Origin of the sequence: Vibrio sp. L3-7 (assembly GCF_963898195.1) — a bacterium.
Lineage (GTDB): Bacteria > Pseudomonadota > Gammaproteobacteria > Enterobacterales > Vibrionaceae > Vibrio > Vibrio echinoideorum.
Genome location: NZ_CAWQUW010000074.1, coordinates 132,444 through 149,418, shown reverse-complemented (window position 1 = coordinate 149,418; position 16,975 = coordinate 132,444). Strand labels below are relative to the sequence as shown.

At 45.3% G+C, this 16,975-nt stretch carries 12 protein-coding genes; 7 read left to right on the top strand and 5 right to left on the bottom strand.

Features of this window, described 5'->3' with window-relative positions:
* Positions 1 to 2 precede the first annotated feature (2 nt).
* Positions 3 to 2,204, bottom strand: a complete 2,202-nt coding sequence (gene priA, locus AACW75_RS26150; protein ID WP_145570026.1) for a primosomal protein N' — start codon at positions 2,202 to 2,204, stop codon at positions 3 to 5.
* Positions 2,205 to 2,535: 331 nt separating this feature from the next.
* On the opposite strand from priA, the gene rpmE reads away from it, so the two are divergent.
* Entirely contained in the window at positions 2,536 to 2,754 is a 219-nt protein-coding gene (gene rpmE, locus AACW75_RS26145) for a 50S ribosomal protein L31 (protein WP_017073726.1), read from the top strand.
* Between the two features lie 331 nt (positions 2,755 to 3,085).
* Entirely contained in the window at positions 3,086 to 4,375 is a 1,290-nt protein-coding gene (locus tag AACW75_RS26140; protein WP_145565537.1) for a malic enzyme-like NAD(P)-binding protein, read from the top strand.
* A 208-nt stretch (positions 4,376 to 4,583) separates the two neighbouring features.
* Here the strand turns inward: AACW75_RS26140 and metJ are convergent, their stop codons facing one another.
* Entirely contained in the window at positions 4,584 to 4,904 is a 321-nt protein-coding gene (metJ, locus tag AACW75_RS26135; RefSeq protein ID WP_010435330.1) for a met regulon transcriptional regulator MetJ, read from the bottom strand.
* A 208-nt stretch (positions 4,905 to 5,112) separates the two neighbouring features.
* Here metJ and AACW75_RS26130 point away from each other — a divergent pair, with 208 nt between their 5' ends.
* From AACW75_RS26130 to metF, 3 genes are all read left to right on the top strand, one after another.
* Positions 5,113 to 6,297, top strand: a complete 1,185-nt coding sequence (locus AACW75_RS26130) for an O-succinylhomoserine (thiol)-lyase (RefSeq protein ID WP_145570024.1) — start codon at positions 5,113 to 5,115, stop codon at positions 6,295 to 6,297.
* Positions 6,297 to 8,708 (top strand): bifunctional aspartate kinase/homoserine dehydrogenase II, encoded by a 2,412-nt coding sequence (locus tag AACW75_RS26125; RefSeq protein WP_145570022.1) that lies wholly within the window; start codon positions 6,297 to 6,299, stop codon positions 8,706 to 8,708. The genes AACW75_RS26130 and AACW75_RS26125 overlap by 1 nt, the downstream gene beginning before the upstream one ends.
* A gap of 298 nt (positions 8,709 to 9,006) precedes the next feature.
* Positions 9,007 to 9,906: a methylenetetrahydrofolate reductase gene (metF, locus tag AACW75_RS26120; RefSeq protein WP_029224881.1), complete on the top strand. Its 900-nt coding sequence runs from the start codon at positions 9,007 to 9,009 to the stop codon at positions 9,904 to 9,906.
* Positions 9,907 to 10,053: 147 nt separating this feature from the next.
* Here the strand turns inward: metF and AACW75_RS26115 are convergent, their stop codons facing one another.
* The 3 genes from AACW75_RS26115 to argE all read right to left on the bottom strand — a co-directional run bounded on the left by AACW75_RS26115 (position 10,054) and on the right by argE (position 14,993).
* Positions 10,054 to 10,593, bottom strand: coding sequence for a PadR family transcriptional regulator (locus tag AACW75_RS26115; RefSeq protein WP_017073721.1), 540 nt, complete (start codon positions 10,591 to 10,593; stop codon positions 10,054 to 10,056).
* Positions 10,594 to 10,967: 374 nt separating this feature from the next.
* Positions 10,968 to 13,604 (bottom strand): phosphoenolpyruvate carboxylase, encoded by a 2,637-nt coding sequence (gene ppc, locus AACW75_RS26110; protein WP_017073720.1) that lies wholly within the window; start codon positions 13,602 to 13,604, stop codon positions 10,968 to 10,970.
* A gap of 252 nt (positions 13,605 to 13,856) precedes the next feature.
* On the bottom strand, positions 13,857 to 14,993 hold the full coding sequence (gene argE, locus AACW75_RS26105) for an acetylornithine deacetylase (RefSeq protein WP_102553497.1): 1,137 nt from the start codon (positions 14,991 to 14,993) through the stop codon (positions 13,857 to 13,859).
* 153 nt (positions 14,994 to 15,146) lie between these two features.
* Between argE and argC the strand changes: the two genes are divergently transcribed.
* Together argC and argB are read left to right on the top strand one after the other, a co-directional pair.
* Positions 15,147 to 16,151: an N-acetyl-gamma-glutamyl-phosphate reductase gene (gene argC / locus AACW75_RS26100; RefSeq protein WP_145570020.1), complete on the top strand. Its 1,005-nt coding sequence runs from the start codon at positions 15,147 to 15,149 to the stop codon at positions 16,149 to 16,151.
* Between the two features lie 12 nt (positions 16,152 to 16,163).
* On the top strand, positions 16,164 to 16,952 hold the full coding sequence (argB, locus tag AACW75_RS26095) for an acetylglutamate kinase (RefSeq protein WP_145570018.1): 789 nt from the start codon (positions 16,164 to 16,166) through the stop codon (positions 16,950 to 16,952).
* The last annotated feature ends 23 nt before the right edge of the window (positions 16,953 to 16,975 follow it).

Genomic DNA, 16,975 nt, shown 5'->3' with positions numbered 1-16,975 from the left:
GTTTAGCTTAAATCTTGAGGCTCTATATCGAGCGACCAACGCACTTTTTTCGCGGCGGGTAACAGATTAATTGCTGGCTTCGCACTCATTAAGAGCTTCTGCATTAATGAACGAGTCTGTGTTTGTAATATCAGTTGCCAGCGAGATTTACCTGCACGTTTTGCGAGTGGGGCAGGCGTTGGACCTAGCACCATGCAATATTGGTCAAACAATGGATGTGATTCTAATGTATGACGAACTTGACGCAAAAATTTTTCAACCAAGCGCGTATCGTTGGCTTCCGCTCTGAACAACGTCATAAACGTATAAGGTGGCAACATCGTTTGTTTGCGTTCGGCCAGAGCTGTCTGAGCAAAGTGGTTATAGTCTTTGTGCAGTAGCGCTTGCAGCAATCCATGTTCTGGATGGTGAGTTTGTAAGATAACCTCACCTGGTTTACTGGCACGCCCTGCACGCCCTGCAACCTGAGTGAATAACTGCGCCAGTCTTTCAGAGGCACGAAAGTCGCTACTATATAAAGAGGCATCAACATCCAATAACGCCACAAGTGTCACGTCAGGAAAGTGGTGACCTTTCGCAAGCATCTGCGTACCAATAAGAATTTTAAATTCACCCTTACGAATCGATTCTAGGGCACTTTCTAAGCTACCTTTTCGGCGAGTACTGTCGCGGTCAATACGAATCGTTTTGTATTCTGGGAATAGCTGACCAAGCTGAGCTTCTAATTGTTCAGTGCCGACACCAACCGTTACTAAGTTGGATGAGCCACAGCCTTGGCAGTTATGCACAATATGTTGTTGAGATCCACAATGGTGGCAGCGCATCTCGTTACTGTATTGGTGATAGGTGTAGTAAGCGTCACAGCGTTTACATTCAGCCGTCCAACCACAATCGTGACACATCAATGCTGGGGAAAATCCACGGCGATTGAGAAACAACATTACCTGATTGCCTGCTTTGAGGTGTCTTTGCATTTCAGCAATCAAAGAGGCCGACAAACCGCTTTCTAGATATTCGCCCTTCACATCCAATACTTTATTGGTAGTTGGCAGTGCGACACCCGCACGAGAGGTGAGGGTAAGGTGACTATATTTACCTATCTGCGCGTTGTGTAGCGTTTCAAAAGCGGGAGTAGCAGATCCAAGGACGACGGGAATCTGAGCTTTATGAGCTCGCATGATCGCGACATCACGAGCGTGGTAACGCAGGCTATCTTGTTGTTTATATGAAGCGTCATGTTCTTCATCGACAATAATAATGCCCAAATCGGCAAAGGGTGTGAACAGCGCCGAGCGTGTACCGATGACAATACCTGCTATTTTATCGCGAGCCGATAACCAAGCGTTCAGTCGTTCGGAATCGTTTAAACCAGAATGGATGACCTCAATTGGCACATTGAAGCGTCGCTTAAAGCGATTAATCGTTTGAGGTGTTAAGCCTATTTCGGGCACTAAGACTAACGCTTGTTTACCTTGGTCGAGAATCGGCTTAATCATATTGAGGTAGACTTCGGTCTTACCTGAGCCGGTGACTCCTTCTAATAAAAAGCAGCTAAAATCGGTTTGGCTATTTACCGTCGCAATTGCGATAGCCTGCTCTTCATTGAGCTTTGGCTTATCTTGGTCGTTTTCGAGATCAACTGGCCATGGCTGGCGTTTCGGCTTTTTCTCTACCGATTCAATCCAACCTTTTTCTTCCAGCGTCTTGAGCACTGCGCTGCCTACTTCCTCGTCAATGAACTCTTGATGAGGAACAGGGCCGTGTTCAAGCATTTGCATGACTTTGGCTTGTTTGACTGCGCGACCAAAACCTTGCATGAGCTGATCCCTGCCTGATGTCGTCAGTCGCCATTCAACAAGCGTCGCGAAGTCAGCGGCTTTGCCTTTTCTCAAGGCGCTCGGTAGTGCGTTAGCAAGGGTTTCACCAAGAGGATACTGATAAAATTGGCTGCACCACATTAATAGTGAGTAGACCGATTCAGGCCAAACAGGCTGATTATCTAATAAGGCTTTAATGGGCTTGAGTTTGTCTAACTCGAATTCCGATTCGTTAACCAGAGCCGTGACGATGCCAGTTAAGGTTTGTCGTCCAAATGGCACAGAGACTCGACCACCAATAATTGGAAACAGGTGGTTGGGAATCTTGTAATCGAACTGCTTGTCTAGTGGAACAGGCAGTGCCACACGGGCAATCATTGGACGCATAAAGAGACGGCTTTATCTGAGTTGACGAGAGCGAACAGTCTAAAGGATAAGACAGTTAAATTCGAGGAGCAGTTTGGTTGAGTAGGCTTAGCGAGCTCGTGAAGGCGGTTAGCACGTTTAAATCCCAGCTGATAAAGTAAATAAAGACACTATTGGTGAAAAATGTATCAAATCAGTTGATCCTACCTCACAGATTCATTAATATACTGCGCCTTAAAGGTATGGCTTTATCTCTATTTAGTGATGCAGCGGTGTCTTTATTTATTTTTTTAACTACGTGTGGTGTGCGGCTTAGAATCGTATAGCGACACGGCCTACTTGAGGTTATCCCATGAAAACTGGTATCCACCCAGAATACAAAGCAGTTACTGCAACTTGTTCTTGCGGCAACACATTTGAGTTCAACTCAACGCTTGCAAAAGAATCTATTCACCTAGACGTATGTGACAAATGTCACCCATTCTACACTGGTAAGCAACGTATCGTAGATACGGGCGGCCGTGTTGATCGCTTCAACAAGCGTTTCGGTGCTCTTTCTAGCAAGAAGTAATTCTCGCTATTTAGACATAAAAAGGACACTTCGGTGTCCTTTTTTGTTGCCTGGCGTTTAAGGAAAAGATGAATATTATTCTGCTCTTAACCTTTTCCAACACTTTCTTACTGACTAAGCTTAATTCTCAACGTTCCTATCAAATCATATTGAATTGAAATCCGCTCGATAGTTCAACAAGCGACAGTAATTTCAACTGCTCACTGGTCTTATTAGTAGTGAAATCTCGTTTTTTAATGAGACAGAGGCTTTAACCACCTAGGAACTTTGAAGTACATCTATTAACATGAACAAGATCCCCCAAATAATAATATCCTAGGAACCTACACCTATGTCTGAAGACAGCCGCCAAGATCAATCCTCTCAAGAATTATCGCCTCAAGAACAATTCCGTCAGCAAGCTCTTGATTACCATGAGTTCCCAATTCCAGGCAAAATTGCCGTAGCACTGACGAAGCCTGCAAATTCTGCAGAAGACCTAGCACTTGCATACAGCCCTGGCGTGGCTGAGCCAGTTCGAGAGATCGCACAGAACGTAGAGAACGTTTACAAGTACACAGGTAAAGGCAACATGGTTGCTGTTATCTCTAATGGTACGGCGATTCTTGGCTTAGGTAACCTTGGCCCAATTGCTTCTAAACCTGTAATGGAAGGTAAAGCGCTACTGTTTAAGCGTTTTGCTGGTTTAGATTCTATCGATATTGAAGTAAAACACCGCACAATCGATGAGTTCGTTGATACGGTTGCGAATATCGCGGATACATTCGGCGGTATTAACCTAGAAGACATCAAGGCACCAGACTGTTTTGAGATTGAACGTCGCTTGATTGAGCGTTGTGATGTACCTGTATTCCACGATGACCAACACGGTACTGCGATTGTAACGGCAGCGGGTATGCTGAACGCAATTGAGCTTCAAGGTAAAAAACTTGAAGAGTGTAAGATCGTTTGTTTAGGTGCTGGCGCGGCAGCCGTTGCTTGTATGGAGCTGTTGATTAAGTGTGGCGCTCAGCGTGAGAAAATTTACATGCTGGACCGTAAAGGTGTGATTCATACTCGTCGTGAAGACTTGAATGAGTACAAAGCGCTGTTCGCAAACAATACGGATAAACGTACGCTTGAAGATGTTATCGAAGGTGCTGACCTTTTCTTGGGTGTATCTGGCCCTAACCTATTACCAGCTAAAGCACTAACGCTGATGGCTGATAAGCCGGTAGTGTTTGCATGTTCAAACCCAGATCCAGAGATCAAGCCTGAGCTTGCTCACGAAGTTCGTACCGACCTTATTATGGGTACAGGCCGCAGTGATTACCCTAACCAAGTAAACAACGTACTTTGTTTCCCATTCATTTTCCGTGGTGCACTCGATGTGCGTGCGAGCGAAATCAATGATGAGATGAAGTTGGCGGCGGTTAAAGCGATTCGTGAACTAGCGAAAGAAGAAGTTCCGGCTGAAGTACTCGCCGCTGCGGGTGAGACTGCACTGGAGTTTGGCAAAGGTTACATTATTCCTAAGCCTATGGACCCACGTCTGCTTCCTCGCGTAGCAAAAGCGGTAGCGGTAGCAGCCGTTGAATCTGGCGTAGCTCGTATTGAGATGCCTGCTAACTATATGGTTTAATAGCTCAATAGCTCAATAGCTTGTTATCGCTGTTGCTCTATTGAAGCAAAAAAGAATAATAAAAAACCGACTCACTAGGAGTCGGTTTTTTTATATCTATTACTCACCGCGCAATTACAGGCAGCTTCTACAGAAAGCTTAGCGAGTGACGCTAAAAATAGGGTTCAGCTATAGCGAATCAATATTGAAGGCAGTGACTGAGTTATTGTTATTCTTCGTCAAACGCTTCGAATTCGATACCCATTGCTGTCATCAGTTCTTTTACTTCTGCAGGGATATCATCTGGGCGATCTTTACGAAGGTCTTCATCCGTTGGCAGTGGTTGGCCTGTGTACGCATGTAGAAAGGCTTCGCACAGTAGCTCACTGTTTGTTGCATGGCGTAGGTTATTAATCTGGCGGCGAGTGCGCTCGTCAGTGAGAACCTTTAACACTTTTAGAGGGATAGAAACTGTAATTTTTTTTACCTGTTCGCTTTTCTTTCCATGCTCAGCATATGGGCTTATGTATTCACCATTCCAGTCGGCCATTGCGTACCTTCATCACTTTAGTTGTTAGAATAAATTAATAGTGGTGATTTTAGCGGGATTTACTGCCATAAGCAAAGACATATAGACGTCTAGAAGTGTTGACGTCTCACGTTTATGAAAGTAAAGTGAATAACATATATCTAACACAGCCGCAAAAACCCCACAAGCGGCTGTGATACCCAGACGCCAAACTTGTAAGGAAGCACCTATGAGCAGCCGGAAGCCAGCAACCATCGCCGTACGTACTGGCATCGAGTCAGACACTCAACATCATGCCGTAGTTCCACCTATTTATCTGTCGACTAACTACGGTTTTCCCGCTTTTGGTGAAGTACCAAAGTACGATTACACCCGTTCTGGTAATCCAAACCGTGGTTTATTAGAAACTGCGCTGTTTGAACTAGAATCTGGTAAAGGTGCAGTTGTCACTAACTGTGGTACGTCGGCGCTTAACTTATGGGTGTCTGCTTTCTTGGGTGGCGATGATCTTATTATCGCACCACACGATTGTTATGGTGGTACTTACCGTCTGTTTAACACGCGTTCGATCAAAGGCGACTTTAAGGTGCTGTTTGTTGATCAATCGGATCAAGTTGCGTTGGATGCGGCGATCGCACTTAAGCCAAAATTGATCTTATTAGAAACGCCATCGAATCCATTGGTTCGTGTTGTCGATATTGCAAAAACTTGCCGTAAAGCGAAAAAAGTCGGTGCATTGGTTGCTGTCGATAACACATTTTTGACGCCTGTATTCCAAAAGCCTTTAGAGCTAGGTGCCGATTTTGTTATCCATTCGACAACGAAATTCATTAACGGTCACTCAGATGTGATTGGTGGCGTAGTCGTTACTAAAACAGAAGAGCATGCTGAAGAGTTAGCTTGGTGGGGCAACTGCATTGGTGCGACTGGCACACCATTTGATAGCTACATGACGCTACGTGGTATTCGTACGCTTGGTGCTCGTATGCGTGTTCATGAAGAGAGTTCTCGTGAAATCCTAACTTCGCTACAACAACAAGATCTGGTTAGTACTATTTATCACCCAAGCTTACCTAATCATCCTGGTCATGATATCGCGAAGAAACAGCAGTCTGGCTTTGGCTCAATGTTGAGTTTTGAATTTGCGGGTTCATTCGACGCGCTTAAATATTTTGTTGGCGAGTTAGAGTTGTTCTCTTTGGCTGAATCTCTGGGTGGCGTTGAAAGCCTGATTTGTCACCCCGCGTCGATGACTCACCGTGCTATGGGTGAAGAAGCATTGGCAGAAGCTGGTATTTCTCAGCAACTATTGCGCCTCTCGGTTGGCCTTGAAGATGCCGAAGATCTGATTGACGATCTCAAACAAGCCTTTGAAAAAACACAACGCTTTATCGCTGAAGGGGAGGGTGAATAATGGCAACCTTTCGCCAGCTACATAAATTTGGTGGCAGCAGTTTAGCGAACCCTGAATGTTACCTACGAGTGGTGAACATTCTTAGAGAATATTCGTCAGCAACAGATTTGGTCGTGGTATCCGCTGCGGGTAAAACAACCAACCGCTTAATCGAGTTTGTTGAAGCACTCGATAAAGATGGCCGCATCGCACATGAGTGCCTGCAAACCCTTCGTCAGTTCCAACTTGAATTGATTGAAACGTTACTTGAAGGTGAATCTGCTGCGCAACTAACGGCAACCATTCAACAAGAATTTACCGCTTTAGGCGAGTTAACGGCTCCCTTGAGTGAAGCGCAAAAAGCGCAAGTGCTTGGTCATGGCGAAGTTTGGTCTTCACGCTTATTGGCGGCTTTGTTGTGCCAACATGATTTACAGGCTGTCGCTCAAGATGCTCGTGCTTTTTTACGTGCAGAAGTAGGCGCTCAACCAGAAGTCGACCGCGCACGTTCTTACTCTCTGATTAAAGAAGTTCTGGCTCAGCATACGCATTGCCGTGTGGTGATTACTGGTTTTATGGCCCAGAACTGCGAGGGCGAAACAGTGCTGCTCGGCCGCAACGGTTCGGATTACTCGGCAACTGTGATTGGTGCTCTAGCAGAAGTTGAGCGCGTAACGATTTGGAGTGATGTGGCTGGTGTATACAGCGCTGATCCTCGTTTGGTTTCAGATGCGTGTTTGTTACCTTTACTTCGCCTTGATGAAGCCAGTGAACTGGCTCGTCTAGCGGCTCCTGTGCTTCATAGCCGAACGCTACAGCCTGTGGCTCAAAGTGCTATGGACCTTAGCTTACGTTGCAGTTATCAGCCAGAGGCGGGCTCTACACAGATAGAGCGTGTATTGGCATCCGGCCGTGGTGCAAAAATCATTACCTCTTTAGATGAAGTTCTTATCGTGCAACTGACGTTTGGTCATGGACATGATTTCGACCGTCTAGAAAGCGAAGTGTTGGAAGGTCTTAAGCGTGCTCAACTAGAGCCGCTTGCTTATGAACTTGAACCAGATCAACACTGCCTGCGTCTTGCTTATACCGAGGAGATCGCTGGTGGTGCATTGGAATATCTACAAGACCATGCGATTGAAGCTGAAATCAAACTTAAAGAAGGTTTCTCTCTGATTGCTGCAGTGGGTGCGGGCGTGACCAAAAACCCGAACCATTGCTACGGCTTCTACCAGCAACTAAAGAGCTCACCGGTTGAGTTTATCTCAGAAGCGAACTCAGGCTTAAGCTTGGTAGCAGTGATTCGTAAGAGTGAAACCTCAAGCCTAGTGAAAGGCATTCATTCTCAATTGTTCCAAGCACAGAAACGCGTTGCGATTGCCTTATGTGGTAAGGGCAACATTGGTTCAAGTTGGTTAAGTCTGTTTGCTGAACAAAAGGCTGAGCTTGAAAAGCGCCGTGGAATGAACTTTGAATTGGTCGCAGTGGTTGATAGCCAGACCTATTGGTTCGACGATCAAGGTATTGATGCGACGTCTGTTGGTAAGCGTTTTGATGATGAAGCGATTGCTAATAATGGTAACGATTGGTTAGAGCGCTTAGGTTCGATTCAGGGTTACGATGAAGCGGTGGTTCTTGATGTTACTGCGAGCCCAGTGCTTGCAGCAAAATATCTGCAAATCGCACAACAAGGCATCCATTTGATCTCGGCGAACAAGGTTGCAGGCTCTGCATCAAGCGAGTACTACCATCAGGTGCAAGATGCTTTCGCTAAGATCAGCCGTCATTGGTTGTATAACGCGACCGTTGGTGCTGGCTTACCAATCAATCACACGGTGCGTGACTTACGTGAAAGCGGTGATGATATTATTGCACTGTCTGGTATTTTTTCGGGCACGCTGTCTTGGTTGTTCCAACAGTTTGATGGCAGGGTACCGTTCAGCGAGTTGGTTGATCTAGCTTGGCAGCAAGGCCTAACAGAACCGGATCCTCGTGCTGATCTCGATGGCTCAGACGTGATGCGTAAGCTGGTAATTCTGGCGCGTGAATCGGGTTTAGATATTGAACCTGAAAACGTAAAAGTAGAATCACTAGTACCGGAAGAGCTGAAAGGTTTATCGGTGGATGATTTCTTTGATAAGGCCTCTGTGCTGAGTGAAGAGTTGGCCGAGCGTTTGGAAAAAGCACATTCTCAGCAGAAGGTTCTACGTTACGTCGCGCGTCTAGAGAAGAATGGTAAGGCAACGGTAGGTGTTGAGGCATTATCGAAAGAGCATGCACTGGCGAACTTATTGCCTTGCGACAACATCTTTGCGATTGAGAGTAAATGGTATAAAGATAATCCATTAGTTATTCGAGGCCCTGGTGCTGGTCGTGAAGTGACGGCAGGCGCAATCCAATCTGACTTAAACAGAATGTCGAGCTTGTTTTAATACGCAAATCGGTTGGTTTAATACTCAGATCAATTAGTTTAATACGTAAATAGCATACTATTCACTAAGATAAATAAGGCTGAAAGCACGATGTGTTTTTCAGCCTTTTTTCTATCTTATTTTTGCTTTGCGGCTCATTTACTGACTTGAGTTTTACTCACGATCTACTTGAAAAAAATTCATAATCGATCTGTTGACATTAAATCGTATTCAATACATTCTGGAGACATATAGACGTCTAAACGTCGCTAAGGATTTGAGATTATTTAGTGGTTGCTTTTGCCACAGGGAGAGTAAGATGGGATACACACACGCAGGCCATATCGACGCTTTAAATCAGAATATTGCTGAGCTTTCTGACAACATTAATGTGTCATTTGAATTTTTTCCACCAAGCAGCGAAAAGATGGAAGAAACGCTGTGGAACTCAGTTCACCGTCTTAAGACACTTCAACCAAAATTTGTCTCGGTAACCTATGGTGCAAACTCCGGTGAGCGTGATCGTACCCACTCGATCATTAAAGAAATCAAAAACCAAACAGGCTTAGTTGCTGCGCCACATTTAACGTGTATTGACGCTAGTCGCGAAGAATTGATTCAAATTGCTGACGATTATTGGGCAAACGGTATTGAAAGTATTGTTGCGCTACGTGGTGATATTCCAGCAGGCGGTGGCGCTCCAGACATGTACGCATCTGACCTCGTAAAGCTGCTTAAATCACGCCACGACTTTGATATTTCAGTTGCAGCTTTCCCTGAGGTTCACCCTGAAGCAAAAAGCGCTCAGTCTGATCTTATTAACCTAAAGCGTAAAGTGGATGCCGGAGCTAACCGTGCAATCACACAGTTCTTTTTCGATGTTGAAAGCTACTTACGTTTTCGTGACCGTTGCGTTGCTGCTGGTATCGACGTTGAAATCGTACCAGGCATCTTGCCAGTCTCTAATTTTAAGCAAGCTTCTCGCTTTGCAGCAATGAACAACGTAAAAGTTCCAGGTTGGATGGCGAAGCAGTTTGAAGGTCTGGATGATGATCCAACGACTCGTCAATTGGTAGGTGCTAGTCAAGCGATTGATATGGTTCGTACGTTGAGTCGTGAAGGTGTGAAAGATTTTCATTTTTATACACTAAACCGTGCAGAAATGACTTACGCACTTTGCCATACGCTAGGCGTTCGCCCACAAGTCGCTGCGCTGTAGTTGATTTAGGCTCCCGAGCAAAAGCTATCGGCGATAAAATCTCAAATCTTACAGATACAAAAAAGGCTTGGACTCTAAGAGTTCAAGCCTTTTGCTTTTCTTCTAGCTTCTAGCTTCTAGCTTCTAGCTTCTAGCTTCTAGCTTCGCTTAAGCAAGAGCACCAAGCTCAAGCAGTACTTCTTCAGCCCATACAATCCATGCTTCACGGATCAGTAGGTTACGACGAAGCGTTAGACGCTCAAGGCGTGCTTGTTTGTCTAGTGTTGATGGCGTTGCGTAGTACGCTGCTTCAATTTCTTTGTAGTGAGAAACCAGTTTGCGAGACTCTTCTACTAGTTCAGCAAGTTGTACACGGTACGGGTCAGAGGCTTGAACAGCACAAGCCATTAGCTTAGCTGAGAACTCATCACGAACTGTCGGGTGTGCTGTCGGTTGTTCAAACCATGCGCCTAAAGCGCCACGACCAGCGTCAGTGATAGAGTAAACTTTACGATCCGGTTTGCCTTCTTGAGGTTCAAGCACGCAAGTTACCTGGTCGTTTTGAGCCATTTTATTTAGCTCGCGGTAAACTTGTTGATGGCTAGCTTTCCAGAAGTAACCAATGCTTGCTGAGAATTCTTTTGTGATATCGTAACCAGTAGCATCGCGTGTACTTAAAACGGTTAGAATTACGTGTGGTAATGACATGTCTGAAATCCAAATGGTAAACAGTAAACAAATACTTAAACATCAAGTGTGCTTCTTTTGGCACGTTATATTGGTTATGTTTAAGTAGCACCAACATCGTTGTTGGTTATGTCACCTTAATAAAGCCGTTTATCACCTAGGTCGACCAGTTTATTGGTCAAACTGCTGCAGATTATTTTTTTGGAGTGTTTCCGCAGCGGAGCAGTAGTATATCTAAATAATAAGCATAAAGTAGAATACATGGACAAAATAACCCGAAAAACTGACAAAAAACTCAATAGAGGTTATTTTGCAAAATAAAAAGGTCGCACATGGCGACCTTTTGTTCTTTTTTAAGATGTAAATGCTAACTAGATTATAGTAGGGTTTACTAATTAACCTGTATTTCGCATACCTGCTGCAATACCTGCAATCGTCACCATTAGCGCTTCTTCTAGCTCCGCTGGTGGTGTTTCACACTTCCGAGTACGGTAAAGCAGTTCAGCTTGAAGCATATTTAGTGGCTCAACGTAGATGTTACGTAAACGGATTGATTCAAGTCCCCACGGGTCGCTTTGCATCAAGTTTTCGTTGTTCTCGACATTCAGTACAGCTTTGATGTCTTTCTGCAGTTGATCACGCAGTAGCTCACCCAGTGGTAATAGCTCTTTATCAACCAGACGCTGGTCGTAATACTCGGCAATTTCCATGTTGCACTTCGAGTACACCATTTCTAACATACCAAGACGAGTCGAGAAGAATGGCCATTCACGACACATTTCTTCCAGTAGCGCTTGATGGCCTTGATCTACTGAATATTGAATCGCTTCGCCCGCGCCTAACCATGCAGGAAGAACTAAGCGGTTCTGACTCCAAGAGAAGATCCATGGAATAGCACGTAGGCTTTCTACACCACCGTTCGGGTTACGCTTTGCAGGACGAGAACCGAGTGGCAGCTTGCCGAGCTCTAGCTCCGGAGTTGCCTGACGGAAGTAAGGAACAAACTTTTCTTCGCCACGAACCACATTGCGGTAAGCCTCACAAGATACTTGAGACAACACTTCCATTAGGTCGCGCCATTCTTGTTTTGGCTCTGGTGGCGGAAGAAGATTCGCTTCTAGAATCGCACTTGCGTATAGGTTGAAGCTGTTTACTGCAACATCTGGCAAGCCAAGCTTAAAGCGGATCATTTCGCCTTGCTCAGTGACACGTAAGCCACCTTTCAAACTCTTTGGTGGCTGAGAAAGAAGGGCAGCATGCGCTGGAGCACCACCACGACCAACCGTACCACCACGACCGTGGAATAGGGTTAGTTCAATGCCTTCTTCATCACAAACCTTAACCAGCTTGTCCATCGCGTCATACTGCGCCCAACCTGCAGACATTACGCCGGCATCTTTCGCTGAGTCAGAATATCCGATCATCACCATTTGGTGGTTTTGGATAAAGCCACGGTACAAATCGATACTCATTAGCTGTTTCATTACGGCTTCTGAGTTGTTCAAGTCGTCCAACGTTTCGAACAATGGACATACGTCCATACGGTACGGGCAACCACATTCTTGTAGCAGTAAGTGAACAGCCAGCACATCCGATGCTGTACGAGCCATAGAGATTACGTAAGCACCAAAGGCTTCACGAGGTTGAGCAGCAACGACCTTACAGGTGTCTAAAACCTCTTTGACCTGTTCAGATGGTTCCCAATCGCGCGGTAACAGTGGGCGTTTTGAGCTTAATTCATTGGTTAAGAAAGCAATCTTGTCTTGCTCGCTCCACTGGTCGTAATCGCCAATGCCTAGGTAGCGAGTCAGTTCAGATAGGACATCTGAGTGACGTGTACTTTCTTGACGAACATCGAGACGAACCAAGTGCACACCAAATGCTTTCAGGCGGCGCAGGGTATCAAGCAGTGAACCGTCAGCAATTACGCCCATGCCGCACTCGTGCAGCGATTGGTAACAGGCGTAAAGTGGTGTCCAAAGTTGGTCGATGTTCTGTAGTGTTTCTTTCTTCGGTACTTCAGCGTCGTGCAGTTTTGCATCAAGCACTTCTAGCGTATTGTTCAGCAGAGTGCGTAGACTCTTAAGGATTGCACGGTAAGCTTCGTGCTCATCGCCAGCCAATTCACGAACGGCATCATTACACTTTGTCATCGACAGTTCGGTAATCAGCTCGTTCACGTCACCTAGGTACAGGTCAGCGGCTTTCCAGCGAGATAGGCGCAGTACTTCTTTGGTGATGGTGTGCGTTACGAATGGGTTACCATCGCGGTCACCGCCCATCCAAGATGAGAAGTGCACTGGGCGCGCATCGATTGGCAAGCCTTCACCAAGGTAATCTTTTAGTCGTCCATCCATATCACGTAGGAAATCAGGCACGGCTTCCCATAGAGAATTTTCTACAACCGCAAAGCCCCATTTCGCTTCATCAAGTGGTGTCGGGCGTTGCTGACGAATCACATCAGAGTGCCAACCTTGAGCGATAAGCTGCTCTAGGCGACGTTCTGTTTTCACACGTTCTTTGTGTGATAGGTCGCTTAATTCTAATTTTGACAAACACTCGTTGATCTTAACCAGCTTGTTGATCATGGTGCGACGAGTAATTTCTGTTGGGTGAGCGGTCAAAACGAGTTCAATGTTCAGATCGCGAACAGCTTGAGCTGCGTCTAGCTTGCTGATGTCGTTTTGATTTAATTTGGAAAATAGAGATTGCAGCACGTCTGGTTCACAAACATGCTCTTCACAGTGGCGAGAGATCGTGTGGTATTGCTCTGCCATGTTAGTGAGGTTGAGAAATTGGTTAAATGCACGAGCAACAGGAGTGAGTTGTTCGTTCGGCAGGTTTTTAATTTCTTCAACTAGGCTGTCACGGTCAGCTTTGTTGCCTGCGCGGGCGGATTTGGAAAGTTTACGGATAGTCTCCACTTTCTCTAAGATAACGTCACCATGTGCATCTTGGATTGTGTTACCTAGCAAGCGTCCCAGCATGCTTACGTTACTCTTGAGAGCGGCGTATTTCTCGTTCATTGTCATCCTGCCTCGTAAAAAAATTACATCCATTGTTCCTTGTTAAGTACACAATCTAGCGAAAAGTGCTGTATCTAGTCAAATAAAGCATTCTAAGTTTGCAATTATTAGGTTTAAAAATGCGGGAGAAGTAAATTTTTCAAAACTTAGGGAAAAAGTGAAATTTAATTACAAGATCAGGCTGTGTCAGCGATAACAGAATAAAAGCCACTTTTTAGGGTGGCTTTTATCGGAATATATCGAATGGGTAGCGAATAACTAGAAGCAATATTTACGGATGGATTTACTCAAAACATCAATCGTTGGGTCAATAAAATCGAAACTTAAGAACTCATCGGGTTGGTGAGCTTGGTCAATTGAGCCTGGACCTAACACTAAGGTCGGGCATAATTCTTGAAGGAAAGGAGCCTCAGTACAGTAGTTCACGGTCTGCGATTCAATCTCACATACCGCTTCCATGCCACCAATAAATGGATGGTCGTGCTGGCACTCATACCCCGGAATCGGTTCATGCAATGGCGTGATTTCAATTCGACCTGGCCATTTTGCTTCGACTTCCTTGAGAGCACCACGCAGCATGTTATCTAAACCGTCTAAGCTGATTCCTGGTAAAGGACGAACATCGTAGTGCAGCTCACAACAACCACAAATGCGGTTGGCACTGTCACCACCATGAATATGACCAAGGTTTAGCGTTGGACTTGGGATTGCGAATCCAGGGTGGTGGTATTCTTTAACCAACTTGTCACGCAGCTGCATTAAAGCAAATAGCACCTCATGCATGATTTCTATCGCATTCACACCTAATGCGGGATCAGAAGAGTGACCTGATTTACCCGTCACTCGCACGGCATTTGCCACATGGCCTTTATGACCACGAATCGGCACAAGGCTAGTTGGCTCACCAATAATGCAGTAGTCCGGTTTGAATGGGGCGTTTTCAGTGAAATGGCGAGCACCCAGCATGGTCGTTTCTTCATCACAAGTCGCCAGTACATAAAGTGGCTTGGCTTGTTTGTTCCAATCCATTTTCTTCGCTGCTTCATAAACGAAAGCAAAAAAGCCCTTCATATCGGCTGTGCCTAATCCGTAGAAGCGATTGTTGTGTTCAGTAAGTGCATGAGGATCGAAGTTCCAACGTCCTTCATCGAATGGCACGGTGTCGCTGTGTCCTGCGAGTAGCAAGCCACCTTCTCCTGAACCCATTTTTGCGACCATATTATGTTTGCCGGGTTCGACTTCCACGACCTCTACACTAAAGCCTAAGTCTTTAAACCATTGAGCCATTTTCTCGATGACTTTTTCGTTGCCATGATCCCAGCTTGGATCGGTAGAGCTAATAGAGTCGGTTGAAATTAGGCCCTTATAGACCTCAAGGAAACTCGGTAATTGCATAATATCTTCACTTCTACTATTGACAGGAAAACCATAAGTCGGTAAAACACATATTAAATCATATTTAATGCATAAGAAATCAAATAAAGCTAAAAATTAAGTATGAATAGTCAAATTTGAAATGTTACTTACCTCAGGAATGGATGTGTTGAGATGTTGAAAACCACGATCATTGGCGCAAGCGGCTACACAGGAGCAGAACTGGCTCTAATGATAAACAGACACCCTGAGCTCACGCTATCAGGTTTATATGTCTCAGCCAATAGTGTAGACGCGGGTAAACCTATCGCTGCACTGCACGGTAAGTTAGCTGGCCTGATTGATATGCCAGTGCAACCTTTAACAAATCCGGAAGAAGTGGCAAAGCAATCAGACGTGATTTTCTTAGCAACCGCGCATGAAGTAAGCCACGACCTAGCACCCATCTTTCTTGAGAATGATTGCCAAGTATTCGACCTATCGGGCGCGTTTAGAGTTAAAGGCGAAAACTTTTATCAAGAGTTCTACGGTTTTGAGCATCAACATGAACAGTGGCTCGATAAAGCAGCTTACGGCTTAGCTGAGTGGAACGAGCAAGAAATTAAAGAAGCTCAACTTGTCGCAGTAGCCGGTTGTTACCCAACAGCTTCTCAATTAGCGATTAAGCCTTTGGTTGAAGCAAAGCTACTTGATACAAACCAATGGCCGGTGATTAACGCAACCAGTGGTGTCACTGGAGCAGGTCGTAAGGCGAGCATGGTAAACAGCTTCTGTGAAGTGAGCTTACAAGCTTATGGGGTATTCAATCACCGTCATCAACCTGAAATGGCTGCACACTTAGGATGTGATGTGATTTTCACTCCGCATCTAGGGAATTTTAAGCGCGGCATTTTAGCGACCATCACCATGAAATTGGCTGACGGTGTGACAGAACAACAGATACAAGATTCCTTCGAGCAAGCTTATCAAGGTAAGCCCGCTGTGAGATTACTCGAAGAGACATTGCCAAGAATTCAAGATGTAGAACAGACACCTTTCTGCGATTTAGGCTGGAAGGTTCAAGGTCAACATATCATCGTTGTTTCAGCGATTGATAACTTATTAAAGGGTGCATCTAGCCAAGCGATGCAGTGTTTGAATTTACGTTATGGTTTTGCGCCATTAACTGCGTTAGTGTAAGGAAATCTAGATATGAGCCTTAATAATCAACCATTAATCATAAAGTTAGGTGGCGCTGCGCTATCTTGTGGTGAAACACTTAGCAAGTTATTTGGTGCTATCTCTGCTTACCAACAACAAGCACAGCGACCAATCGTGATCGTTCACGGTGGTGGTTACCTTGTTGATGATTTGATGAGTAAGCTAAACCTCGAAACGGTTAAGAAAGAAGGGCTACGTGTTACCCCTTACGATCAAATTCCTTTGATCGCAGGCGCGCTAGCGGGCACCGCGAATAAATTACTTCAAGGTCAGGCAATTAAAGACGGTATCAACGCCGTTGGTTTGAGCCTCGCCGACGGTGGTCTATGTAAAGTCAGCGAGCTGAACCCTGAATTGGGTGCAGTAGGTAAAGCTGAGCCGGGCGACTCAACCGTTCTGCAAGCCATCCTTGATGCTGGTGCATTGCCAATCATTAGTTCTATTGGTCTGACTGAGCAAGGACAACTGATGAACGTCAATGCAGACCAAGCGGCTGTGGCTGTGGCAGGTGCACTCGATGCTGAATTGGTACTACTTTCTGATGTGAGTGGTGTTTTGGATGGCAAAGGTCACCTCATTCCAAGCCTTAATCAACAACAAGCTGATGACCTTATTAAAGGTAAAGTCATTACTGACGGCATGATCGTTAAGGTCAAAGCCGCATTAGAAGCCGCTAACGACCTTGGACGACCAATCGAAGTCGCCACTTGGCGATACCCAGACAAACTGACACAACTTTTTTCAGGTAAAAGCATAGGAACACAGTTTTTACCTCAGTAGGCCTCACAACGAGTCACTACTTA

Excerpts from the sequence above, each read along its gene's own strand:
- metF (WP_029224881.1), top strand. The coding sequence starts at position 9,007 with ATGGGATACACACACGCAGGCCATATCGACGCTTTAAATCAGAATATT.
- metJ (WP_010435330.1), bottom strand. The coding sequence starts at position 4,904 with ATGGCCGACTGGAATGGTGAATACATAAGCCCATATGCTGAGCATGGA.
- rpmE (WP_017073726.1), top strand. The coding sequence starts at position 2,536 with ATGAAAACTGGTATCCACCCAGAATACAAAGCAGTTACTGCAACTTGT.
- AACW75_RS26130 (WP_145570024.1), top strand. The coding sequence starts at position 5,113 with ATGAGCAGCCGGAAGCCAGCAACCATCGCCGTACGTACTGGCATCGAG.
- AACW75_RS26125 (WP_145570022.1), top strand. The coding sequence starts at position 6,297 with ATGGCAACCTTTCGCCAGCTACATAAATTTGGTGGCAGCAGTTTAGCG.
- priA (WP_145570026.1), bottom strand. The coding sequence starts at position 2,204 with ATGCGTCCAATGATTGCCCGTGTGGCACTGCCTGTTCCACTAGACAAG.
- AACW75_RS26140 (WP_145565537.1), top strand. The coding sequence starts at position 3,086 with ATGTCTGAAGACAGCCGCCAAGATCAATCCTCTCAAGAATTATCGCCT.
- argE (WP_102553497.1), bottom strand. The coding sequence starts at position 14,993 with ATGCAATTACCGAGTTTCCTTGAGGTCTATAAGGGCCTAATTTCAACC.
- argC (WP_145570020.1), top strand. The coding sequence starts at position 15,147 with ATGTTGAAAACCACGATCATTGGCGCAAGCGGCTACACAGGAGCAGAA.
- AACW75_RS26115 (WP_017073721.1), bottom strand. The coding sequence starts at position 10,593 with ATGTCATTACCACACGTAATTCTAACCGTTTTAAGTACACGCGATGCT.
- argB (WP_145570018.1), top strand. The coding sequence starts at position 16,164 with ATGAGCCTTAATAATCAACCATTAATCATAAAGTTAGGTGGCGCTGCG.
- ppc (WP_017073720.1), bottom strand. The coding sequence starts at position 13,604 with ATGACAATGAACGAGAAATACGCCGCTCTCAAGAGTAACGTAAGCATG.